The following is a 22,727-nucleotide window of genomic DNA, read 5'->3' on the forward strand; positions in this document are numbered from 1 at the left end:
CCGCTCTCATGAAGTTCGGTGCTCCGAACTTTTGAGAGCATACCGCTCCCTGCTGCACGGCGCGACTCGGTGAACTTCGGGCCGGCACACTTCAGGCTTCGGGCCTACGAACCACGGGCGCGGGCCCGACGCCGCGCCGGAGATGCGCTCGCCCCCGGGCCCTCGCCGCCTCAGCGGTGGGGGCCCGGGGGCGGGCAGGCGGAGGCGTCAGGCTCTGCCGGACGGCTGCTCCGCCGAGCGGCCTCCCTCCGCGGCGCTCTCCCTCTGCGCCGGGTCGGATCCGCCATGGCCGCCACCGGCGGCGACGGGGACAGCGGCGCCATGGGGCTGGTCGGTCGTCGCCTCCTCGGCCGCAGGCTGCTCTCCCGTCTCCTTCGGAGCGAGCCCGATGGTGGTGCGCAGCGCCGTCTCCCGCACGACCAGCACCGCGACGAGGGTGATGAGCGAGACGATCGCGGCGAGCAGGAAGATGTGCCCGAAGCCGTCGGCGTAGGCATCGTGGACCAGTTCCCGCACGGGACCGGGCAGATCCGAGAGGTCCAGCTGCGTCTCCGAGCCCTGCCCGCCGGCCGCGCCGCCGGAGATGCCCTGTTCGGCCAGCCGCTCCTGGACGCCTGCGGCGACCTGGTTGGTGAGGATCGCGCCGAGCGCGGAGACACCGATCGCTCCGCCCAGGGAGCGGAAGAACGCGATGGTGGCCGAGGCGGCTCCGACGTCCGTGACGTCGACCGTGTTCTGCACGGCCAGGACGATGTTCTGGATCAGCGCACCCACGCCCGCGCCGGCCAGCGCCATCGAGACCGCCACCCAGAGGTACCCCGTGGTGTGGTCGACCGCGCCCAGTCCGGCGAGGCCGGTGACCATGAGCACGCTGCCCAGCAGCATGATCGGCTTCCACCTGCCGGTGCGGCTGACGATCATGCCGCCGATGGCGGAGGAGAACGTCTGGACGATGATCATGGGCAGGATGAGCAGCCCCGCCTCGGTCGGGGAATGCCCCTTGCCCAGCTGGAAGTACTGGGTGAGGAACACGGCGGGCCCGAACATCGCCACGCCCACCGCGACGCTCGCGACGATCATCAGCGCGGCGGTGTTGTTGCGCAGCAGCCGGATCGGCACGATCGGCTCCGGGGCGCGCAGCTCGACGATGACACCGAGGACCGCGGTGAGGAGGAAGCCGCCGACGAACGCGGCCGACTCCCAGGAGATCCAGGCATAGCTGCTGCCGGCGAAGGTGACCCACAGCATCGGCAGCGCGGCCGTCAGCGCGATCAGGACGCCGCCGGCGTAGTCGATCTGCACGCGCCGGGCCGGCTGCGGCGGGACCCGGAGCTTGAGCTGGATGAGCACGAGCGAGGCCACCGCCAGCGGCACGCAGACGAAGTAGGTCCACCGCCATCCCAGCTCATCGGTGATGACGCCGCCCAGCAGCGGTCCGGAGACGGTCGCGATGCCCATGACCCCGCCCATGTAGCCCGCGTACCGGCCGCGCTCGCGCGGGGAGATGATCGCGCCCATGATCGACTGCACGAGCGCCATCAGGCCGCCCATGGCGATGCCCTGGACCACGCGCGCGGTCATCATCATCGGGATCGAGGTCGCGAATCCGGCGATCAGCGAGCCGCCGACGAACAGCACGATCGCGAGCTGCACCAGGCGCTTCTTGTCGAACAGGTCGGAGAGCTTGCCCCAGATCGGGGTGCTGATCGTCATCATCAGCAGGCTGGCCGTGATCACCCAGGTGTACTGCCGCTGGGTGCCGTCCAGATCCGCCATGATCGTGGGCAGCGCGGTGGAGACGATCGTGTTCGAGAGCAGGGCCGTGAACAGCGCGGCCAGGAGGCCGGTCATCACCTGCAGGACCTCGCGGTGCGACAGGGTCTTCGGCGGGGAGGAGAGGGTGGCGGTCATCGGGTGTGTCCCTTCCCCTGCCCGCCGTGCAGGCGGGAGGTGAGGTCGGCGAGGCCGAGGTTCAGCTTCTGCAGGACCTCGAGGGCTTGATGGATCTCCTGCGGCGTCCACTCGTGCAGCACATCGGAGAATTCCGCGGCGATCTCGCGCTGGGTCTCGTGCAGGTGGGTGCGTCCGCGCGCGGTGAGGCTGACGACGCAGGCCCTGCCGTCGGACTCATCGACATGTCGTTCGACGAATCCGTCCTGCTCGAGGGCGTCGACCGCGCGGGAGGTGACGGACACGGAGGCCGAGATCTCCCGGGCGAGATCGCTCAGCCGCGCCTCATGATGGTCCAGGAACTGGAGCACGCCGCTGGCGGTGCTCCAGGCCGTGCGCTGCCCCGCCTGCTGCCCGGCATGGCGGAAGACCCGCAAGGTGGTCACCAGCTCGCGCAGGATGGCGCCGGCGTCGTCGGGATCGCCCCGACCTATAGTTGTTTGTGGCATGCAAGTACTTTAGGGCCTCGCTCCGAGATGTCAACCCCTGCCCCGGGCGTGGCGGCACCGCCCGGGTCGAGGCGGAGCGGCTGCGGTCAGTGCCGTCCCGCGTCGGAGCGCAGTGCGAAGGTCCCCTGGGCGCGGCGGCGACCCTGGACGGGGTGGTCGGGGACCAGGGCGTCCAGGAAGCGGTACCCGCTGCGGGTGTAGGCGGCGCGCAGGTCGCCGCCGTCAGCAGCGTCGCTCATGCAGCGCCACCAGTCGGTGAGGTCACCCCAGCCCGGGGCGGCGAGGGAGCCGCCGAACTGCTGCACCGCCAGGGCCGAGCACAGGGAGGCGAAGCGCAGGCGCTCCTCGAGCGGCCAGGAGGCGAGGGTTCCCAGCACCATCGCCGCGGCGAACACGTCCCCGGCGCCGGTGGTGTCGATCGCCGTGACCGGGACGGCAGGGCAGTACGCCTCCTCCCCCGTGCTGGAGTCGATCGCGTAGGAGCCGTGGGCGCCGTCGGTCACCACCGCGAGCGGCACCTTCTCGGCGAGCGCGCGCACGGCCTGATCGGGGCTGTCGGTGCGGGTGTACGCCATCGCCTCGAGGGCGTTGGGGGTGAAGGCGTGGCAGTGGGTGAGCGGGGCGAGGTCGGCGGGGTCCCAGCGGCCGGTCTCGTCGAAGCCGATGTCGGCGAAGACCAGCGAGCCGCGCTGGGCGAGCTGCGCCCACCAGGAGGTCTCCCCCGCCAGGTCCACCACGGCGGCCCGGGCGGCGGGCGCCGCGGCGATCAGCGTGGACAGCGGCTCGGGCAGCTCATGGCCGTGGGTGGCCATGGCGCGGTCGCCCTCGGCGGCGATGGAGACGGTCAGGGCGGAGTGGAAGTCGGTGAAGCGACGGGAGGCGGAGAGATCGATGCCCTCCTCGTGCGCCATGGTGTGCCACATCCAGTCCGCGTAGGCGTCGTCCCCGAACCCGGCGACCAGTCCGGTGCGCAGCCCCAGCCGGGCGGCGGCGGTGGCGAGGTTCGCGATCCCGCCGGGACTGGAGCCCAGGCCCTTGGACCACAGCTCCTCGCCGGGCCGGGGCAGGCGCTCCATGCCGGTGAAGACGATGTCGAAGAAGACCGTGCCCGAGAGCAGCACGTCCAGTGGCGGGTCCCCGGGGGTGCGCTGGGCGGCCAAGGGGTCCCAGTCCTGGCATTCCGCGGCCCCGGCAGGGGCCGGGGTCGAGGCCCCGGCGGCACGGTCGCCGGGCCGCACGGGCGCCGGGGTGCCGGGGCCGACGGGTCGTGCGGACCCGGTGACGTGCGCTGCCTCGGCAGAGCGAGCAGGGTCGGTGGTCGGATCGGTCATCACTTGGCGACTCCTTCGAGCATTCCGCGGAGGAAATGACGCTGCAGGAACAGGAACAGGATCACGGTGGGCAGGGCGACGATGACCGCGCCTGCGGCCAGCAGCGCGGTCTCGGAGGTGTACTGGCCCTGGAAGTTCGCCAAACCCAGCGGGGCGGTGCGCAGACTGCCGCCGGGCGCCATGATCAGGGCGATGAGGAACTCGTTCCAGGTCCACATGAACACCAGCACCAGCATCGTCACGATCGCGGGCCGGGAGGCGGGCACCAGGATCCGCACCAGGGCCTGCAGCGGGCCCGCACCGTCGAGCGCGGCGGCCTCGGTGAAGCTGGTGGGCAGGGCCCGGAACTGCGCCCGCAGCCAGAAGGTGCCGAAGGCGATCGACTGCGCCACCTGCGGCATCGCGATCGCAAAATAGGTGTCGGTCAGGCCCAGGGCGCGCAGGTCGAAGAACAGCGGGATGATCGTCGCCTCGCTGGGGATCATCATCCCCACCAGGAACAGGTAGAACAGCGGCGTGGAGCCGCGGAAGCGCATGGTGCCGAAGGCGTAGCCGGCACCGATCGCGAGCACGGTCGCCAGGCTCACCACGATCGCGGCGACCACCACGGAGTTCCCCAGCGATCTGCCGAACCCGCCCACGGTCCAGGCCTCGACGAAGTTCGAGAGGTAGAGCCCCTCGGGCTGCCCCAGCGGGGCGGACACGGAGGTGGCGAGGATGGTGAGCACCGGGCCCAGCGCGAACAGGGCGAAGACCCCCAGGATCACGTAGTTCATCACCGTCTCGGCGCGGGAGACCCTCATGACTCACGCTCGCCGATGCGGGTCACGCCCACGTTGATCACGAAGATCAGCGCCGTCAGCACGATCGCGACCGCCGAGGCGGAGCCCACCTCGCGCAGGTCGAAGGCCCGGAAGTAGACCTCGTAGCTGGGCACCGTGGTGGAGTTGCCGGGACCGCCGGAGGTGGTCAGGTAGACCAGGTCGAAGGTCTTCAGCGCCGCGATGATCGTCAGCACCAGCGCGACGGTGATCTCGCCGCGCACCGCCGGCAGGGTGATCGCGAAGAACTCCCGCACCGCGCCCGCGCCGTCCAGCCGCGCGGCCTCGAACAGCTCGGCGGGGATGCGGCTCATGCCCGAGAGCATCAGCAGCATCACCAGCCCCATCTCCACCCAGGTGCCGATGAACCCCACCGCGGCCAGTGCCGTGCCGGGGTCCCCCAGCCAGCCGTGGGTCAGCGCCCCCAGCCCCACCATCCCCAGCAGCTCGTTCAGCAGTCCGCTGGGCGAGTAGATCTGCCGCCACGCCACCGCGACCACCACCAGGGCGATCACCTGCGGCAGGAAGATCACGGAGCGGAAGAAGCCCATCCCCCGCACCTGCCCGCGCCGCAGGATCGCCGCCAGCACCAGCCCCACCACCAGCGGGACCACCGCGTAGAAGACGATCAGCACCAGGGCGTTGCCGATCGCCGCGCGGAAGTCCGCATCTGCGGCCAGGTCCACGTAGTTGCTCAGCCCCACGAAGGTGGAGGCGCCGAAGCCCTTCCACTCGAACAGGGAGAACTGCGCCGCGCGACCCAGCGGGTACAGCGCGAACGCGCCGTAGACCAGGAAGGCCGGGAGGATGAACAGGTACGGGGTCAGGGGGCCGCGGGCGACCGCGGAGGGCCTGCCGCGACGGGCGCCGGGCACGGCTCCCGGCGAGGTGCCGCTGCCCACCCTCCTCGTCCGGCGTCGGCCCCTGTCCTGCGCGGGCCGCTGGTGAGGTGAGGTGGCATATCTGCCACCTCGCGTCGCCATCGGCCCGTCGGCGACAGCGCCCCCCGACCTGCCCGACGCCATGGGGTCAGGATCCCTCGGTGAACGCGCTGTAGTCCTCCTGCAGAGCCGCTGCGGCACCGGCCGCGTCGGTCTGGCCGCCGATGAGCTCCTGCAGGGTGGCTCCGGCGGTCTCCGCGAAGGACGGGGTCGCGTAGTCGAGGTAGGGCAGCAGGGTGCCCTCGGTGGTGACCGCGTCGAACGCCTCGTAGATGTCCTTGTTCACGCCGGACTCCGGAGCGAGTTCGGCGGTGCGGTTCACCGGCATGCCGCCGTTCTCGGCGATCATCGCCATCGCGTCATCGCTGGTGATGAAGTCGATGTAGGCGGCGGCCGCGGCCGCGTTCTTCGCCGCGGCGGGGATCGAGAAGGGGATGCCGGTGCCGCCGGTGGTGGCGACCTTCCCGTCGGCCCCGGGCGGCGGGGCCATGAAGTGCAGGTCCTCGCCCATCACGGCCTCCATGTCGGGGCCGAGCCAGTTGCCGCCGATCAGCAGCACGCCCTCGCCCTCGGTGAACATCGGCCAGGCGTCGTCGTAGGCGAGCCCGTTCGGGGACTCCCCCAGCGCGCCGCTGGCACCCCACTCGCCGAACTGCGTGAGGGCGGCGAGGTTGTCCTCGCTGGTCCAGTCCGCGCCGGCGTTGCCCATGCCGAGGGTGATGATGGTCTGGGCGTCCACGAAGTTCGCCTGCAGCGGGCCGAAGACGTGCAGGGCCGGCCACTGGTCGAGGTTGCCCAGCATGATCGGCCGCTCACCGGCCTCCGCTGCGGCGTCGACCAGGGAGAACAGCTCCTCCCAGGTGGCCGGGGGCGTCAGCCCGAGCTGGTCGAGCTTCGCCTGGGAGTAGAAGATGCCGCAGACCTCGCCGGTCTGGGCGAGGCCGTAGAGGGAGCCCTCGCCGAAGGTGACGCCGTCGCTCGAATACCTCATCTTGCTCAGCACGCTGGGGCTGAAGCGGTCCGCCCAGCCGTAGGTCTCCGCATAGCCGGTGAGATCGGTGAGCAGTCCGTCGGCCACGAAGGTGCCCATGTCGCCGCGGGCGTTGTTGACCTGGAGCACGTCGGGGACGTCGTTGCCGGACAGCGCCAGGCCCGTCTGCTGCTGGAGGTCGTCGAAGGACTGGGCGTTCCGGTCGATCGTGACGTTGGGGAACTTCTCCTGGAAGCTGCCGATCAGCGCCTCGATCGCATCGTTCTGCGCACCGCGCACCTCCTGGTCCCACACCACCAGGGTGAGGTCGCCGAGGGAGGCGATGTCGGTCTCGACCTCGTCGGCCGCCGGAGCGGTCTCCGCACCGCCGCCCGTGTCCGAGCCGGGGGCGCAGGCGGCCAGGGCGCCGAGGCCGCCGAGCGCGACCGTCGCGCCGAGGAAGTTCCGTCGAAGCATGATGTCCTCCTGAAGGGGTCCGCAGATCCGCGCCGCACTGCCGCCCGTCTCCGCCACCAGCAGCTGTGGTGCGTGACACCATGGTGACACGTCCTGCTCGTCTCTGCACGCTCCTGCTCGGAGATGCATGGAGATGTTCGGTCGGTGCTACGGTGACGCCATGCTGAGTGAAGAGCGTCACCAGGCGATCGCTGCGGCCCTGCGCCGCAGCGGGGCCGTCACGGTCGCCGTCCTCAGCGCCCAGCTCGAGGTCTCCGAGGCGACGATCCGTCGTGACCTCGACCTCCTGGCGACGGCCGGTGCGCTGCGACGGGTGCGCGGCGGAGCGACCGATGTGCGCGGCTCGGTGCGCCCGGAGGCGGATCTGCGCTCCTTCGCCGATGTCGCCGGCACCGCCACCGTCGCCGAACGAGCGATCGCGGCGCGCGCCTGCGCCGAGGTGCGGGACGGCGAGGTGGTCGCCCTGGACATCGGCACCACCGTCGCGGCGATGTGCCCGCTGCTGGCGGAGCGCTCCCTCACCGTGGTCACCGCCTCGCTCGCGGTGGTGCGCTCCCTGGCCGCCGCCCCGGGCATCGACATCGTGATCCTCGGCGGGCTGCTGCGTCCCAACTACGACTCGATGGTCGGCACCCTCACCGAGTCCGCGCTCGGCCAGGTGAGGGTGGACCGCGCCTTCCTCGGCGCCGCCGGGGTGCGGCCCGACGGCGCGGTGCTCGACTCCACCCCCAGCGAGGTGCCGATCAAGCGCGGCCTGCTCGATGTCGCCGCCGCCTCCTACCTGCTGGCCGACCATGAGAAGTTCCCCGGGTCGGGGTTCCTGGAGATCGCGCCGCTGTCGCGCTTCACCGCCCTGATCACCGACCGCTCACCGCTGCCCTCCGGCATCGCGCTCCCCGAGGGGGAGGACGTGGAGGTGCTGCTGCCATGAAGGAAGTGCTGCTGCCATGAAGCTCGCCATCCTGGGAGGCGGAGGCTTCCGCGTCCCGCTGGTGTACGAGGCGGTCGCCACCGCCGCCACCGGGCTCGCCGTGGACGAGGTCTCCCTGCACGACGTCGACCCCGCGCGCCTGCGCACCATCAGCGCCGTGATCGACGGGATCGCCGAGCGCCTGCGGGGCGACGGGCACGGTGCGACCCTGCCCCACCTCACCGCCACCACGGACCTGCGCGAGGCCGTGACCGGCGCGGACTTCGTGTTCTCCGCAGTGCGGGTGGGCGGCGCCGAGGCCCGCACGGTCGACGAGCGGGTCGCGCTGGGCCTGGGCCTGCTGGGCCAGGAGACCATCGGTCCCGGCGGCCTCGCCTACGCGCTGCGCACGATCCCCGTCGCCCTGGAGATCGCCCGGATGATCGCCGAGGTCGCACCGCAGGCCTGGGTCATCAACTTCACCAACCCCGCCGGGATCGTCACCGAGGCGATGCGCACCGTGCTCGGGGACCGCGTGGTGGGCATCTGCGACACCCCGATCGGGCTGGTGCGGCGCGTGGGCCGCCTGCTGGGCGTGGACCTGGTGGCCGGCGAGCGCGGCGCGCGCTTCGACTACGTGGGGATGAACCATCTGGGCTGGCTGCGCTCGGTGACGGTGGACGGCACCGACCGCCTGCCCGGGCTGCTCGCCGACGACGCCGCCCTCGAGGAGATCGAGGAGGCCCGGCTGATCGGCGAGGACTGGGTGCGCGCCGACGCCGCACTGCCGAACGAGTACCTCTTCTACTACCTGCACACCGCCGCCGCGATCGAGCGGATCACCGGCGCCGCGACCACCCGCGGCGAGTTCCTCGCCAAGCAGCAGGGCGACTTCTACCTCGCCGCGGCGGAGGCCAGGGCGGGCGGGGCCACCGGGGCGGCCACCGACTGCGACGCCCAGCACCCCTTCGCGCCCGAATACCGTGCCCAACGCAGCAGCCGATCCGCCAGGGCCGACCCCGACCGCTGCTGCCGCTCCCCGCTGGAGCTGTGGCGCGAGACGCTCCACGAGCGGGAGGCGACCTACATGGCCGAGTCCCGGGACGAGGAGCGGCGCGAGGAGGACGTCGCCGGGGGCGGCTACCAGGAGGTGGCGCTGCGGCTGATGACCGCGATCGCCACCGGCCGCAGCGAGCGGATGATCCTCGACGTGGGCAACGCCCCCGCTGGCAGCGAGGCCCCGCCCGAGCAGCGGATCGTGCCCGAGCTGCCGGCCGATGCGGTGCTCGAGGTGCTGTGCCTGGTCGACGGCGAGGGCGTGCACCCGCAGCCCGTGGCCCCGGTGGAGCTGGGCAGACTCGGGATGATGAGCGCGCTGCGCGCCTCGGAGCGGGCGATCCTCGAGGCCGCGACCACCGGGTCCCGCGAGGCGGCCTGGCGCGGCTTCTCCACGCACCCGCTGGTCAGCTCCCCCACGCTCGGCCGACAGCTGCTCGAGGGGTACGAGGCCGGGCACCCGCAGATCGCGGCGCTGCTGGGTCAGGGCCGGTAGGCCCCGGCTTCGGCGAGCGACGCGGGCCGAGACGGGCGCAGAGGACGCCCGCCCCGGCCCGCGGGCCGATGCCGGGAACGATCAGTCGACGGTTCCCAGGTCCTCGAGGCGCAGGTCGTCGATGGTGAGGTTCGCCTGGCGCCCGCCTCCGAGCTTCTCGACGCCGATCCACGTGGTGTCGGCCTTCTCGGAGGCGGTGAACTCGAGGCTGATCCGCTCGGTCGCCCGCGCCTGCGGGAAGGGCTTGGCGCCCACCCTCGTCGAGGCGACGGGATCGCCCACCGTGTCCTCCCCCACCACCAGCTGGTAGGTGTCGGCGAAGGCCGTCTGATGGTCGAGGGTCAGGCGGTAGCGGTGCCCCGGCGTGAGGGGGAGCGAGGACCCGGTGGTGCTGAGGACCAGCCCGACGCGCTCCTCGTTGCACATGAGCGACCACGTCCCGCGCAGCACGTTGTCGGTCAGCTTGCCGCCCTCGACGGCCTCACCCTCCTGGTTCACCCCGTACCAGCCGGCCTGCGAGAACGGCTGGTGGCGCTCGGCGAGCTGCGTGCGGGCATCGCCTCCGCTGTTGCCCGCACCGGTGACGAACGGCCAATAGCCGATGTCGACGTTCTCGAAATCCTCGAACAGGACGGTCTCCGCCGTCGGCTCCGGATCCACGGGCGCGGTGAAGGGGACCACCCGCACGTCGTCGACCCGCACCTCGGCCTCACCCTCGCCCGCCTCGACGCGGAAGGTGACCGGGGTGCCGTCGCTGGTGAACGTCACGCGCACCCGCTGGAAGTGCCGGCCGTGCTTGGTGTCCGACGCGGTGGCGTTGATGACCGTGGAGGCGGTGACCGTCGTCGCGACCCCGCGCTTCACCGCCGCCTGGAAGCCGAGCGCCTCCACATGGGGCCCGGTCGCGGAGACCGTCACCTCCCGTGTGCTCCTCGGATCGATCTCGACCCAGGCCCAGGCGGACCAGGTGCCGGCGGGCAGGTGCCGGTGCGCGCGTGCGGGATCGCGCAGCTTCTGCTCGATGAACGACCTCCCGTCGCCGAACAGCACCTGGCGGTTCAGGTGCTCGTCGGTCTCCACGGAGACCTCGCCCTTGGCCTTCCAGGCATCCAGCGTGCCCGAGAAGAACCCGGGATCGGCCACGGGGGTGCCGAAGCCCCACCGGGGATCCGCCTGCTCCGGCACGCCCTGCGGGGGGAAGAGGACGTAGGCGCTGCCGGCCTTCGCCTCGAGCGTCACCTCACCGCCGCGGACGGGCACCGTGACCTCGTCGGTCCGCCCGGAGTCGGTGAGACGGAACATGGTCAGCGAGCGGTGGTCCGACCACGCGTCGGTCAGCGTCCAGGTGGAGCTGCCGCCGTCGGGGTTCCAGTGGTACAGCTTCTCGGACCCGTCCGCCCAGGGCAGCAGGTACTTCCCGCCCTCGTACACGGTCGCGCCGTCCGTGGTGATGGTGCGGTCGGTGGGGATCTCCTCGCCGCCGACGGACTCGACGTCGGAGATGACCTCGGTCCCGTCGGCGAGCACGATCCGCCCGGGACCCTGCTCGCCGGCCGCCGACCAGGAGACGATCGGCGAGCGCTGCAGGAACTTGGTGGGCACGTTGCGGGCCCACACGGTCGCGAAGAAGGCGTTCGCGTCCTGGTGGCCCGTCCAGCCCTCGAACTCCTGCACGTTCGCGTTCGACAGCAGCGGGTCCGGGTTCCACACGTCCTTGCGGGAGTTGTCGATGAACCGGATGACCTGCGAATTGAGGCCCTTGTTCGAGGAGCCGCCGTAGTTCTCGTCGGCCGCCCAGTGCGACCAGAGCGAGCTGCGGGGCATCTTGTTCGCCCACTCGGTGGAGATCGCCCATCCCTGCTTCTCGAGCTCCCGGGAGAGGCGCTGCCCCTCCCAGCCGCTGGGATAGTACACATCCACGTAGAGGAAGGAGAGGTTCTCGGAGATCTCGTCGCGGAACTCCTGGAAGCGCCGCAGCACCTCGGCGGTGCCCAGGTCCTTCGGCCCGTCGATCATGTACGCCTGGTTCATCCAGCCCCACCCGGGCTGGATCGGATCGCGCAGCAGGTCCTCGCTGAACGCGTGGGCCTCGGAATAGGCCTCGGTGGCGTTGACGTGGACGCCGAAGGTCGCGTTCCACGTCTCGCCCTCGGTGACCAGGGTCGTCAGGTCCGTCTTGCCGCCGGCACGGTGGTTGTAGTGACCGGCGTAGTCCGGGTGCGCCGAATCGTGCCCCTCGGCCTGATAGCCCTTGAGCATGACGGACTGCCCGAGCCCGTCGGTGGCGAGCGCGATCCGCTTGGTGTCGTCCAGGGTGCGGAGGAAGGGGTGCGTGGCCTGGGAGACGATGTTGAAGGGGATCCTCTTGATCACCTCCTGCGGCACGCTCTCGGAGCCGGTGACCGGCTCGGCGATGTCGCGGGCCGCGATCGCGGCGTCCTGCCAGGTCACGGCGCCGTCGTCGTTGATGTCGGCGACCGGGCGCACCTTCACGTAGGGGTCCTCGTCCGGCCCCAGGCCCAGCTCGGCGGTCGAGCCGCGCACCACGAACGTCCCCGGGGACACGGTGCCGATGGTGGCCCGCTCCTCCGTGGCGACGGTGACGATGTACCGGGAGTTGTCGGTCCTCACGCGCTCGGCGGTCTCGCCGCCGGCGGTGTTGTCCTCCACGGCGTTGGTCTCGAAGCCCGCGGCGAGCTCGGAGCCCACGATCAGCGCGACGTGCGTCAGGGCGGTGACATCCTCCTCCTGGGAGGCCAGGTCAAAGAAGGTGTCGCCGCTCCTGTCGCGGTCGACGGACAGGTTCGCCGCGACCACCTGTGCTCCGGACTGCCCGCCGTCGACCGTGGTGAGGTCGAGGCGGGGCACGCGGAGGCGGTGCATGTGGCCGTCGGGGTCGGCGATCTCGGTGAGCCGCCAGGTGAACACGCCGTCCTCGACCGAGAGGACGGCGTCGAACTCGACGCCGGGCAGGTCCGGGATGCTCAGGTGATAGGTGGCGCTCGAGTCGTCGGTGAGCTCCGGGGCGGAGACCTCGACATCGCGCTCGACCTCGTCGACGATCACGCTCCTGTGCGCGTCGCCGAGCCGGCCGGCGAGCTGCGCCCCGTCCAGCCGGTAGTCCACGACCTGCGGGAACTCCGGGTGCAGGCGCACCTGCAAGGTGCCGTCGGTGATGACGAGCGCGTCCTCGGGCGCCTCGGCGATGATCGGGCCCGGTTCGGCCCCGTCCGGGGCGGCCAGCGCGGCCTGCGGCCCCGCCAGGGCCGTGACGCCTGCGGCGACTCCCGAGGTCAGAAGGAACATCCTGCGGTCCATGTGCACTCCTCTGTGCTGCGGTGTTCTGTCCGGGCGCCGATCAGCATCGGCGCCGTCCACTGCCGCGCCACGGTGCGGCGCAGGAGTGTGAAACGATTGACACGTACCGCTGTGGACCCTACCTCACACCGTGGGGGCCACCGCCGGAGACGACCCGGCGCGTCGCCCGACCGCACGGGTGCTCGGTGGAGAGCTCGCGCACGGAGAAGAGGGCCCGCGGCTGCCGTGCGGCCGCGAGCCCTCGTCTGTCGTCCTGGTCTCTCAGAACCCGGGATCCGCGGGGTCCGGGCCGATCCGGCCGTCGGCGCGGTCCAGACCGTTGATCTTCTCGATCTCCTCGTCCGTGAGCTGGAGGTCGGCAGCGGCGAAGTTCGAGACGATCCGCTCGGGCGTGACGGTCTTCGGGATCACGACGTTGCCGATCGCGAGGTGCCAGGCGATGATCACCTGGCCGGCGTCGGCCCCGTGCGCCTCGGCGATCTCGGTGATCACGGGGTGGCGCAGGATGTCCCCGCCCTGGCCGAGCGGGGACCAGGCCTCGGTGAGGATGCCCTGGTCCGCGTGGTGGTCGCGCAGCTCCCGCTGCTGGAAGTCGGGATGCAGCTCGATCTGGTGCATCACCGGCAGCACCCCGGTCTCGGCGATGATCTCCTCGAGCTGCGCGATCGGGAAGTTCGAGACGCCGATCGACCTCGTCTTCCCCTCCTTCTGCAGCTCGATCAGCGCCTTCCAGGACTCGAGGTACGTCCCGCGCTGAGGGCTCGCCCAATGGATGAGGTAGAGGTCCACGTAGTCCGTGGCGAGCTCGGCGAGCGAGGTCTCCAGCGCCTGCTTCGCGGCGTCGAAGCCCTGGTCGCCGTTGGCGAGCTTGGTGGTGATGAACAGGTCCTCGCGCGGGACGCCGGCGTCCTTCACGGCGCGGCCCACGCCGCCCTCGTTCTGGTAGCCGGCGGCGGTGTCGATGTGCCGGTACCCGGCCCGGATCGCCTGGACGACGACGTCCTCGGCGACCTCGTCCTCGACCTGCCAGACGCCGTAGCCGAGCTGGGGGACCGATGCGCCGTCGTGGAAGGGCAGAGCGGGAACAGTGGTCATGCGAGTACCTCCTCGGTAGCTGTCGACCCGTCCACGGTACGACCGTGCGCCGTTGCTCGACAGACCTCGTCCGCTCGGTAGGTCCCGCTGCCGACGTGCGTGCACGCTGCTCGATGGACCGCGGGTCCGAGCCTCTGCACGGCCCGATACGGTGGCCGAGGCACCGCACGGATGCCCCCGCACCGTCGGCCCGGAGCACCCGCGCTCGCGTGGCCCGATCCGTGCACAGAACTCCGTCCCGAATCGAGCATGCTCCGTGACCCTCACCCTGACCCTCGCCCTCATCGCCCTGGTGCTGGTCTGTGCGGTCATCCAGCGGGTCGCCGGGATGGGCCTGGGCATCGTCTTCGCCCCGTACGCCGTGGTGCTGATCGGTGCGCACGAGGGCATCATGCTGGCGAACTTCCTGGGCGGGCTCATGCCCATCGTGATGCTGCCGCGGATCTGGTCGCAGATCGAATGGCGCAAGGTGCTCTGGCTGGGGCTGCCCGCGATCGCGGTGATGCCCGGCGCGGCCTGGCTCTCCACGATCTCACCACCCGCTCCGCTGTACCTGGTGGTGGCCACGCTGGTGCTGCTGAGCCTGGTGATCTCGGTGGCGCTGGCCCGCGTGGACACCACGGTGGACGGACGATCCGCGCAGGTCGCGACGGGGGTCGGGATCGGGCTGGGCACCGTGCTCGGCGGCGTCGGCGGCCCGGCCGCGACCGTCTACGCAGTGCTCTCGCGGTGGCCGGCGCTGCCCATGGTCGCGACGCTGCAGCCGCTGTGGATCCTGGTCTCCTGGGTCTCCTTCGGCACGAAATGGGCGTGGGACGACGGCCAGCTGCCCGAGCTGCCGTGGTGGGTGTGGGGCGCGATGCTCGCGGCCGTGGTGGTCGCCGTCGGCCTCGGGGAGCTGGTGCAGAAGCGGCTGCGCGAGAGCGGCATCCATCGCCTGGTGATCGTGCTCGGCTTCGTCGGCGCCCTGCTGTCGCTGTGGACCGGTCTGCGGCTGCTGCTGAGCTGAGCTCGGCCCGCGCCGGCCGCCCGTCACCGCAGCGGCAGCGTGACCACGGCGACCGTCCGCGCCCCCGGCTCCGGCCCCAGCACGACCTGACCCTCGCCGGGTACCTGCGCGATCTCGCGCACGGCTGCGGAGACCCGCGGAGCCAGCTCCACCGGCCCGGCCGAGGGGTCCAGCAGCAGCACGTGCAGCGCCCGCTGCCCCTCAGCCGTCTCCCCGAGGGTGAAGCGCACCCCCTCGGGCGGCGTCGCGACCGCCTCGTGGAACCAGGGCCGGGTGCCGTAGATCGTCGCGCCGTGCGCACCGAGCCACTCCCCCAGCTGCTCGAGGGCGGTGGCCTGCAGCGGCGGGATCGACCCGTCGGCACGGGGTCCGATGTTGATCAGCAGGTTCCCGTTCTTGGAGACGACGTCCACCAGCAGCCGGATCAGCTCCGCGCCGTCCAGCGCATGCTCGGCGGATTCGTCGGCGTTGAATCCGAACGAGAGCCCCAGCCCGCGCGTGGATTCGAAGACCTGATCCTGGACGGCGTCGATGTCCTGGTACTCGCGGGTGAGCACGCCGTGGACGGGCACGCCCCAGCGGTCGTTGACCATGCCGTCCGGCACCGCGGCGAGGTGCTCGCGGAACAGCTGCTGCAGCGCGTCGCGGCCGTCGTACTTGCCGGCATCGGGCCAGTCGATGTCGTTCCACAGCAGGTCCGGTCCGAAGCGGTCGATCAGCTCGCGCAGCTGGGCGGCGGCGAGCTCGGCGAAGGCGGGATCGTTGCGACGCAGCGCGAACAGCTCATCGTTCGAGGTCAGCGGCGGGAAGTCGGAGACATGCCAGTCGTGCGCACCGGAGTAGTAGAGCCCCAGCCGCAGCCCCGCCTCCCGCACGGCGGCGGCGAACTCGGCGATCAGGTCACGGCCCGGTCCGCGCCGGGCCGCGGTGAAGGGCGTGGTCGCCGAGCCCCAGAGGCAGAAGCCGTCGTGGTGCTTGGTGGTGGGGACGAGGTAGCGGGCCCCGGCGCGCACCGCGAGGTCGACGATCCCCTCGGCGCTTCCCGCGGCGGGATGCCAGTCATCGGCGAAGTCCTCGTAGGAATGACCCACGCCGAAGCGCTGCTCATGCCGCTGCCTGGTGGGACCGTCCAGGCGCACGGTGTTGGCGTACCACTCGGCGTACTGGTGGCGGGCGTAGGCGTTCTCGGCGGTGACATCGCTGCGATCCAGCACGTCCGCCCAGGCGGGGACCGAGTACAGGCCCCAGTGCACGAAGATCCCCAGCTTCGCGTCGCGGTACCAGTCCGGGACGGCGAGGTCGGGGTAGGCGGTGGCGGGGGCGGCATCATCCGGCCCGTGGCGGTCGTCGAAGCTGATCATGGGAGATCTCCATATCCCGTCTCGTCGATGAACTGGGCGACCATCTCGCGGCGACGGGCGCCCGCGGCCTCCCAGAGGTCGGTGCTCTGCCGCGGATCAGCGGCACGGTCGTAGAACTGCCCCTCCTCGCCGTCGGTGCGGGTGGGGACGCCGACGGGCTCGCTGAACCCGCCGGATCCCGTCGAGAAGCAGGCTGTCTCCTTCTCCCGCATGAGCACGAGGGAGCCGTCGAAGGCGGTCGCACCCACCACACGGGACGGGCCGGAGGAGGGACGCAGCAGGTCCGCGGCACCGTCGAGGTCCAGCACTGCCCGCTCCCCGGGGCGGCGGGGTGCCCGCTGGGCCTCCGCGATCGCCTCCACGTGCGCGAGCAGGCTCGGGAACAGGTCCAGCAGGCTCACCAGTCGCTCGTCGACGCGCGCCGGCAGACCGTCCCCGCTGACGATGAGCGGCACCCGGTGCCCGCCGTCGTAGACGTCCGCCTTCTGCCCGCGCAGCGCACCGTTGGGCAGGTGGTCCTCGAGCGCGCCGTCCTCCGGGTAGCAGGTCGGGGCGCCGTTGTCCGAGGCGAAGACGACCAGACACGGTCGCGAGGAGTTCTCGAGCGCCGCCTCCACGCGATCGACGATGTCGTCGATCATCAGGATCGCGTCCGCTCGCGGCCCGATTCCGGAGCGTCCGCGATGCTCCTCGGGCGGAAGGCACGGCCGATGCGGAGCGGCGGTGGCCAGGTACAGGAAGCGCGGCGGGTCCTGCGGACCGACCGGGGTGGTCCGCCGCAGCCAGTCGACGGCCTCCCGGGCGAAGCGCGGATCGACATCCGCGTCCACCCATCCCGGAGCGGCCGGCCCGGGGCGCTGGGAGGTGACCCGCGGTGTCTTCTCCTCGGTGGGGACGGTCTCCGCACGGTCGCCGGACAGGATGCAGTACGGCGGCATGTCCAGCGACCCGGAGATCCCGACGAAATGGTCGAAGCCCCGCTCCAGGGGACCGTTCTCGAACGGCTCCGTGAAGTCGACGTCCCAGCCGTCGGCCTCCATGGACGGTCGGAAGCCCGCCTCGGGAGCGATCCGTCGCCGGGTCCCGTCCCGCAGCTGCCAGTCGAGCCCGAGATGCCATTTGCCGATGGCCGCCGTCAGGTAGCCGCGCTCGCGCAGCGTGCCGGCGAGGGTCGGGACGTCCTCGGCGATCAGGGCGCCATCGGTCCCGCCGAGGACTGCGGAGCGCAGCGGGGACCGCCAGGGGTGACGACCGGTGAGCAGCGCGTACCGGCTCGGTGTGCAGACCGCTGAGGCCGCGTGGGCATCGGTGAAGCGGAGCCCCCGTGCCGCCAGCGCGTCGAGGGCGGGTGTGCTGAAGGCGGTCGCGCCGTAGCACGACAGATCGGCGTGGCCCAGGTCGTCGGCGAGGATGACGACGATGTCCGGCAGGTCCGCGTCCCCCGTGGGAGCGCTCACGGGGGTCATGGAGTCCGCTCGAGGACGGGGGCGTGCGCCCACCCGGCGACGGACTCCGTGGACCACGCGGTCGCCTCCCGGCTCCTCCCGGCGCTGCGCATCCCCAGCAGCACGGCACCGGCGCGTCCCGGGATCGCCTGCAGCGGGCTGACCACCAGCGGCGGCACGGACTTCCAGCCGAGCTCGGCGGCCAGCCGTCCGGTCAGCGGCGAGGTCAGCGTCTCCCCTGCCTGCGAGACCCCGCCCACCAGGCTCACCATGGCGGGGTCCGTCGTCATGATCATGGTGCACAGGCCGGCGGCGAGGGCATCGATCGCCTCGTCCCAGACGGCGCGGGCATGGCGATCCTCGCCGAGCACGGCGAGCAGCTCGGCGACGGACTCGACGTCCGTGCGCCCGCTCCGCCTCGCGTAGCGTCGGAGCAGCCCGGCTCCGGAGGCGTAGGCGTCCAAGCAGCCGATCCGGCCGCACGCGCACTCATCGCCGCCGGGTACTGCGGTGGCGTGTCCGACCTCCCCCGCGCTGCCCGTCGCGCCGGCGAGCACGGCACCGTCCACGACCAGACAGGCTGCGATCCCGGTGCCGATCGACAGCACGGCATAGTCGCGGACGCCCCGGGCCGCGCCGAAGGCTCCCTCCGCGATACCGGCCCATCGCACGTCGTGGCCCACTGCGAGCGGCACCTCGGCGATCCCGGGGATCCGGCGCAGGGTGTCCGCCAGGGGCATGTCGTTCCAGCCCAGGTTCGAGGCGAAGCGCACCAGACCCGTCTCCTCCTCGACATGGCCGGGGGAGATCACTCCGATGCCGCGCAGCTCGCTCTCCAGGGATGCCGCTGTCTCCACCGTCTCGGCGAGGAGGGAGCGGACGGTCTCCACCGCGACCTCGCCGTGACCGGTGCGGCGGCTGAGCGTCGCGATCAGCTCGCCCTCGCGGGTCACCAGGTCTGCGGTGACCGACGTGCCCCCGATGTCGACCCCGACGACGCTCTCGGCGCTCACCTCGCGGCCCCGGCACGGACCGGCAACGAGCCGTCCGCCGGCAGCGGGAAGTGGCATGCGACGGTGTGGGAGTCGTCCTCGGTGCCGAACTCGTGGACGGGCGGGGCGGTCGCGCAGATCTCCTGGGCGAAGGGGCACCGGGTCCGGAAGCGGCACCCGGAGGGCGGGTCGGCGGCACTCGGCAGCTCGCCCTCCACGAACAGGCGCTCACGGTCCTCCTGCTGGTCGACCGTGGGGACGGCGTCGATGAGCACCCGGGTGTAGGGGTGTCGGGGCCGGGCGCTGATCTCCTCGGCCGGTCCCTGCTCGACCATGTGACCGAGGTACATCACCCCGATGCGGTCCGACATGTAGCTGACCACCGAGAGGTCATGGCTGATGAAGAGGTAGGCCAGGGCATGCTCGGCCTGCACGTCCTTCATCAGGTTCAGCACCTGGGCCTGCACGGAGACGTCCAGGGCGCTGACGGGCTCGTCGCAGACCACCAAGCGCGGTTCCAGCGCGAGCGAGCGGGCCAGGCCCACGCGCTGCAGCTGTCCACCGGAGAACTCGTGGGGGTAGCGCTCCAGTGCGTCATCGGCCAGCCCGACGTCGCTCACGAGGTCCTCGACCAGGTCGGCGCGGGAGCCGGCGGAGCCCACCTTCTGGATGTCCAGGGGCTCGGTGAGGATCTCGTCGATCCTCATCCGCGGGTCCATCGCGGCGGTCGAGTCCTGGAACATCATCTGGATCCGTCGGTGCGCAGTGCGTGCTTCTCGACCCTTCAGCCCGGTGATGTCGGACCCCTCCAGGCGCAGGGACCCCGACGTCGGCGTCTCCAGCATCGCCACCAGGCGTCCCAGCGTCGACTTCCCGCATCCGGACTCCCCGACCAGACCGAACGTCTCCCCGGGGCGCACGGTGAAGCTGACATCGCTCACCGCGCTGATCGTCCCCACCTTCCGGCGCACGATCGATCCGCCGAGCGCCGGGTACTCCTTGGTCGCGCCCGAGACCTCGAGCACGTCCTGATCGGCGCCATCGGCCGACGCCCTCTCGCCGGGGCCGTCCCCGGTGGGCGCGACCTCGGCGGGAGTCCCGTCCGCGGTGCCGCCGATCTCCTCACCCCCGGGGTGGAGGCAGGCGGCGACGTGCCCGTCGCCGATGACCACCGGCTGGACGGTCCCGGTCAGGCAGTCGTCCTGGACACCGTGGCACCGCGGTGCGAACGGGCAGCCCTCGATCTGGTCGCCCAGGTTCGGCGGCATCCCCGGGATCGCGTAGAGCCGCCCGCTGCCCTGGACGGCGCGCTCCGGGAGGGCCGCCAGCAATGCGCGGGTGTACTGATGGGCGGGTTCCTCGAACAGCGTTCTGGCCGGGGCCTGCTCCACCACGCGGCCTGCGTACATGACCGCCACATCGTCGGCACGACCGGCCACGACCCCGAGATCGTGGGTCACGAGGATCGCCGCCGAGCCGAACTCCTCCTGGATGTCCTCGATGAGATCGAGGATCTGGCGCTGGGTGGTCACGTCCAGAGCCGTCGTCGGCTCGTCGGCGATGAGGAGCTTGGGGTGGTTGACCAGCGCCATCGCGATCATTGCGCGCTGGCGCATGCCTCCGGACAGCTGATGGGGGTAGTCGCGCGCGATGCTCTGCGGTCGCGGCATGCCGACCCGGTCGAGGATCTCGACCGCGCGAGCGTGCGCCGCCCGCTTCGACAGCCGCTCATGGACGCGCGCTCCTTCGCTGACCTGCTCGCCTATCGTCATCGTCGGGTTCAGCGAGGTCATCGGGTCCTGGAAGATCATCCCGATGTCGCTGCCGCGGCGGCGGCGCGCCCGGTCCTCGTCGACCGCCGCCAGATCGGTGCCGTCGAACTCGATGGTCCCCGAGGTGACGCGTCCGTTCCCCGGCAGCAGTCCCATGATCGCCAGGGACGTCATGGTCTTGCCGCTGCCCGACTCCCCGACGATGCCGATCGTCCGTCCGGCCTCGAGGGTGAGGTCGACCCCGCGCAGCGGGGTGACCGTTCCCTTGCGCTGGGGGATCGACACGTGGAGGTCGGAGATCTGCAGCAGCGGCCTGGCGGCGTCGGCGCTCCCGGCGCGGTGCTCGTGGTGCGTGTCCTGCTTCATGTCGTCACCTCTTCCTCAGTCGGACTTCGAACGCGTCGCGCAGGCCGTCCCCCACGAAGTTGAACGCGAGGACCAGCACGATGATGAGGATGCCCGGCGGATAGATCAGCCACCAGTGCTCCGAATAGATCTCCGAGAGGCCGGAGGAGAGCATGCCGCCCCAGTTGGCGGCCGGCGGCGGCACCCCGAGCCCCAGGAACGACAGGTAGGCGACGTACAGGATCGCGTCGGCGATCTGGAAGGTCGCGTTGACGATCACCGTCCCGATGGCGTTGCGCACGATGTGCTTGCGCACGGCCCGTGCAGGACCTCCGCCCATGCCGCGCATGGCGACGATGAAGTCCCTGGACCGCAGTGCGATGGCGTCCCCCCGCACCATGCGTGCGGGGTTGAGCCAGGCGAAGGCGGCGATGATCAGCACCAGGATCGGGACCGTGGGGGTGACGATCGTGGCGATGAGCATGAAGAGGAACAGGGCCGGGATGGACATCAGCGAGTCGACGACGCGCATCATCACGGCATCGACCCAGCCGCCCACGAATCCGGCGGTCGCTCCCCAGACGGTGCCGATGGCCGTGGCCAGCAGCCCGGCGGAGAGGCCGACGATCAGCGAGGTCTGCCCACCGAGCATGAGGCGGCCCAGCTGGTCGTACCCGACACCATCGGATCCCAGGATGTACCCGGCGATGCCGGGAGCGACATAGGCGTTGGCGAGATCGGTGTGCACCTGGTCGGTCTGGTGCAGGAGCGGGCCCAGGAAGCTGAAGCTCACCAGCCCGACGATGAGCAGGAGGCCGACGACGGCGAGACGGTTCTCGACGAACACCTCGACGCCCTGGCGTCCGAGGCTGCTGCGGCGTCGCCGTCTGAGGTGAGGCGCGGGCGGAGGCTCGTGAGCCTCCGGGCCCGGGTCCGAAGGAGCGATGGGACTGGTCATTCTCCACCTCCGCTGAGACGTACTCGGGGATCGGCGACGGCATAGGCGATATCGGCCAGCAGCGACCCCAGCACGGTGGCGATCGCGACGATGGTGGTCGTCGCCAGCAGGATCGGGAAGTCACGGGTCTGGGTCGCCTGCCAGAACATCAGGCCCATGCCCGGATAGTTGAAGAGCTGCTCGACGACGAGCGCACCGGAGAAGAGCACGGGGATGTACATGCCGAGCAGGGAGATCACGGGGAACAGGCTGTTGCGCAGCGCATGGCGGATGACGACCCGGGATCCCGGCAGCCCCTTCGCCCGCGCGGTGCGGATGTAGTTCTCCTGCAGGTTGTCGATCATCGTGGAGCGCACGTACCGCGTGTAGGCGGCGAGCGTCGCGATGGCGAGCGTGCCCACCGGAAGGATCAGGCCCTGCCAGTCCGAGAGGATGTCCCGCACCCCGAATCCCTGCGGTGCCTGCGGTGGCAGGATCGGGATCGTCTGGGAGAACAGGACGATCAGCAGCATCCCGGAGAAGAACAGCGGCGTCGCGTACGCGAGCAGCGCCACCCAGGTGACGAGGTAGTCGGGCAGCTTTCCTCGGCGCGTGGCCTGCAGCGCGCCGAGCGGCACCGCGATGACCAGGGCGACCGCCGCCGCGAGGACGGAGAGCAGCACCGTCTTGGGGAGCCGCTGGACGATGAGCTCGGCGACCGGCTGATTCATCTGGAAGGAGAAGCCGAGATCGCCCGACACCAGACGCGACAGGTACAGCACGTACTGGGTGATGAACGGTTCGTTGTAGCCCATCTGTTCGTTGTAGGCGGCGATCTGGGCCTGGGTGGCGCCGAGACCGAGCGCGCTCCGGGCGGCCCCGCCGGGGAGATTGTGCAGGAGGAGGAAGGTGAGGAAGGTGACCAGGATGACGACCACGACCGCCTGACCACACCTGCGAAGGACGTACTGCCACATCGGCTGTGCTCTTCCTTTCCGTATCGCTGGTCGTGTCGACGACCGGTCGTCACGGCCGATCATCGGGAGGGCAGG

17 protein-coding genes are annotated in these 22,727 nt (G+C 71.3%); 3 read left to right on the forward strand and 14 right to left on the reverse strand.

What is annotated here, in order from left to right; genetic code table 11:
• Positions 1 to 207 precede the first annotated feature (207 nt).
• The 6 genes from CFK38_RS02145 to CFK38_RS02170 form a co-directional block, all read right to left on the reverse strand.
• The gene (locus CFK38_RS02145; RefSeq protein ID WP_096801597.1) at positions 208 to 1,911 is read right to left on the reverse strand and encodes an MDR family MFS transporter; all 1,704 of its coding nucleotides are present in this window, start codon (positions 1,909 to 1,911) and stop codon (positions 208 to 210) included.
• Complete coding sequence (locus tag CFK38_RS02150) at positions 1,908 to 2,399, reverse strand: MarR family winged helix-turn-helix transcriptional regulator (protein WP_096801598.1); 492 nt, start codon at positions 2,397 to 2,399, stop codon at positions 1,908 to 1,910. Before CFK38_RS02150 ends, CFK38_RS02145 begins: the two co-directional genes overlap by 4 nt.
• A gap of 86 nt (positions 2,400 to 2,485) precedes the next feature.
• On the reverse strand, positions 2,486 to 3,730 hold the full coding sequence (locus CFK38_RS02155) for a carbohydrate kinase family protein (RefSeq protein WP_245851190.1): 1,245 nt from the start codon (positions 3,728 to 3,730) through the stop codon (positions 2,486 to 2,488).
• Positions 3,730 to 4,533, reverse strand: a complete 804-nt coding sequence (locus CFK38_RS02160; protein WP_096801599.1) for a carbohydrate ABC transporter permease — start codon at positions 4,531 to 4,533, stop codon at positions 3,730 to 3,732. Before CFK38_RS02160 ends, CFK38_RS02155 begins: the two co-directional genes overlap by 1 nt.
• On the reverse strand, positions 4,530 to 5,453 hold the full coding sequence (locus CFK38_RS02165) for a carbohydrate ABC transporter permease (protein ID WP_245851191.1): 924 nt from the start codon (positions 5,451 to 5,453) through the stop codon (positions 4,530 to 4,532). The genes CFK38_RS02160 and CFK38_RS02165 overlap by 4 nt, the downstream gene beginning before the upstream one ends.
• A 127-nt stretch (positions 5,454 to 5,580) precedes the next feature.
• On the reverse strand, positions 5,581 to 6,939 hold the full coding sequence (locus CFK38_RS02170) for an ABC transporter substrate-binding protein (protein ID WP_096801601.1): 1,359 nt from the start codon (positions 6,937 to 6,939) through the stop codon (positions 5,581 to 5,583).
• Positions 6,940 to 7,099: 160 nt separating this feature from the next.
• Between CFK38_RS02170 and CFK38_RS02175 the strand changes: the two genes are divergently transcribed.
• Complete coding sequence (locus CFK38_RS02175; protein WP_096804171.1) at positions 7,100 to 7,870, forward strand: DeoR/GlpR family DNA-binding transcription regulator; 771 nt, start codon at positions 7,100 to 7,102, stop codon at positions 7,868 to 7,870.
• Positions 7,871 to 7,886: 16 nt separating this feature from the next.
• On the forward strand, positions 7,887 to 9,401 hold the full coding sequence (locus CFK38_RS02180) for a family 4 glycosyl hydrolase (RefSeq protein ID WP_096801602.1): 1,515 nt from the start codon (positions 7,887 to 7,889) through the stop codon (positions 9,399 to 9,401).
• 81 nt (positions 9,402 to 9,482) lie between these two features.
• Here CFK38_RS02180 and CFK38_RS02185 read toward each other — a convergent pair whose 3' ends face one another.
• Positions 9,483 to 12,719 carry an endo-alpha-N-acetylgalactosaminidase family protein gene (locus CFK38_RS02185; RefSeq protein ID WP_096801603.1) on the reverse strand — a complete coding sequence of 1,079 codons (3,237 nt, stop codon included), beginning with the start codon at positions 12,717 to 12,719 and terminating at the stop codon, positions 9,483 to 9,485.
• 261 nt (positions 12,720 to 12,980) lie between these two features.
• The gene (locus CFK38_RS02190; RefSeq protein WP_096801604.1) at positions 12,981 to 13,814 is read right to left on the reverse strand and encodes an aldo/keto reductase; all 834 of its coding nucleotides are present in this window, start codon (positions 13,812 to 13,814) and stop codon (positions 12,981 to 12,983) included.
• 256 nt (positions 13,815 to 14,070) lie between these two features.
• Here CFK38_RS02190 and CFK38_RS02195 point away from each other — a divergent pair, with 256 nt between their 5' ends.
• The gene (locus CFK38_RS02195) at positions 14,071 to 14,823 is read left to right on the forward strand and encodes a TSUP family transporter (RefSeq protein WP_096801605.1); all 753 of its coding nucleotides are present in this window, start codon (positions 14,071 to 14,073) and stop codon (positions 14,821 to 14,823) included.
• Positions 14,824 to 14,846: 23 nt separating this feature from the next.
• Here CFK38_RS02195 and CFK38_RS02200 read toward each other — a convergent pair whose 3' ends face one another.
• The 6 genes from CFK38_RS02200 to CFK38_RS02225 are packed head-to-tail and all read right to left on the reverse strand — an operon-like array spanning position 14,847 to position 22,715.
• On the reverse strand, positions 14,847 to 16,184 hold the full coding sequence (locus tag CFK38_RS02200; RefSeq protein ID WP_096801606.1) for an alpha-L-fucosidase: 1,338 nt from the start codon (positions 16,182 to 16,184) through the stop codon (positions 14,847 to 14,849).
• Positions 16,181 to 17,641 (reverse strand): sulfatase-like hydrolase/transferase, encoded by a 1,461-nt coding sequence (locus CFK38_RS02205; protein ID WP_157773317.1) that lies wholly within the window; start codon positions 17,639 to 17,641, stop codon positions 16,181 to 16,183. Before CFK38_RS02205 ends, CFK38_RS02200 begins: the two co-directional genes overlap by 4 nt.
• A 5-nt stretch (positions 17,642 to 17,646) precedes the next feature.
• The gene (locus CFK38_RS02210; protein WP_157773318.1) at positions 17,647 to 18,642 is read right to left on the reverse strand and encodes an ROK family protein; all 996 of its coding nucleotides are present in this window, start codon (positions 18,640 to 18,642) and stop codon (positions 17,647 to 17,649) included.
• Positions 18,639 to 20,759, reverse strand: coding sequence for an ABC transporter ATP-binding protein (locus CFK38_RS02215; protein ID WP_096801609.1), 2,121 nt, complete (start codon positions 20,757 to 20,759; stop codon positions 18,639 to 18,641). Before CFK38_RS02215 ends, CFK38_RS02210 begins: the two co-directional genes overlap by 4 nt.
• 4 nt (positions 20,760 to 20,763) lie before the next feature.
• Entirely contained in the window at positions 20,764 to 21,696 is a 933-nt protein-coding gene (locus CFK38_RS02220) for an ABC transporter permease (RefSeq protein WP_096801610.1), read from the reverse strand.
• The gene (locus CFK38_RS02225; RefSeq protein ID WP_420835786.1) at positions 21,693 to 22,715 is read right to left on the reverse strand and encodes an ABC transporter permease; all 1,023 of its coding nucleotides are present in this window, start codon (positions 22,713 to 22,715) and stop codon (positions 21,693 to 21,695) included. Before CFK38_RS02225 ends, CFK38_RS02220 begins: the two co-directional genes overlap by 4 nt.
• Between the last annotated feature and the right edge of the window lie 12 nt (positions 22,716 to 22,727).

This window comes from Brachybacterium vulturis, from assembly GCF_002407185.1.
Lineage (GTDB): Bacteria > Actinomycetota > Actinomycetes > Actinomycetales > Dermabacteraceae > Brachybacterium > Brachybacterium vulturis.

Excerpts from the sequence above, each read along its gene's own strand:
- CFK38_RS02145 (WP_096801597.1), bottom strand. The coding sequence starts at position 1,911 with ATGACCGCCACCCTCTCCTCCCCGCCGAAGACCCTGTCGCACCGCGAG.
- CFK38_RS02150 (WP_096801598.1), bottom strand. The coding sequence starts at position 2,399 with ATGCCACAAACAACTATAGGTCGGGGCGATCCCGACGACGCCGGCGCC.
- CFK38_RS02155 (WP_245851190.1), bottom strand. The coding sequence starts at position 3,730 with ATGACCGATCCGACCACCGACCCTGCTCGCTCTGCCGAGGCAGCGCAC.
- CFK38_RS02160 (WP_096801599.1), bottom strand. The coding sequence starts at position 4,533 with ATGAGGGTCTCCCGCGCCGAGACGGTGATGAACTACGTGATCCTGGGG.
- CFK38_RS02170 (WP_096801601.1), bottom strand. The coding sequence starts at position 6,939 with ATGCTTCGACGGAACTTCCTCGGCGCGACGGTCGCGCTCGGCGGCCTC.
- CFK38_RS02175 (WP_096804171.1), top strand. The coding sequence starts at position 7,100 with ATGCTGAGTGAAGAGCGTCACCAGGCGATCGCTGCGGCCCTGCGCCGC.
- CFK38_RS02180 (WP_096801602.1), top strand. The coding sequence starts at position 7,887 with ATGAAGCTCGCCATCCTGGGAGGCGGAGGCTTCCGCGTCCCGCTGGTG.
- CFK38_RS02185 (WP_096801603.1), bottom strand. The coding sequence starts at position 12,719 with ATGGACCGCAGGATGTTCCTTCTGACCTCGGGAGTCGCCGCAGGCGTC.
- CFK38_RS02190 (WP_096801604.1), bottom strand. The coding sequence starts at position 13,814 with ATGACCACTGTTCCCGCTCTGCCCTTCCACGACGGCGCATCGGTCCCC.
- CFK38_RS02200 (WP_096801606.1), bottom strand. The coding sequence starts at position 16,184 with ATGATCAGCTTCGACGACCGCCACGGGCCGGATGATGCCGCCCCCGCC.
- CFK38_RS02215 (WP_096801609.1), bottom strand. The coding sequence starts at position 20,759 with ATGAAGCAGGACACGCACCACGAGCACCGCGCCGGGAGCGCCGACGCC.
- CFK38_RS02220 (WP_096801610.1), bottom strand. The coding sequence starts at position 21,696 with ATGACCAGTCCCATCGCTCCTTCGGACCCGGGCCCGGAGGCTCACGAG.
- CFK38_RS02225 (WP_420835786.1), bottom strand. The coding sequence starts at position 22,715 with ATGATCGGCCGTGACGACCGGTCGTCGACACGACCAGCGATACGGAAA.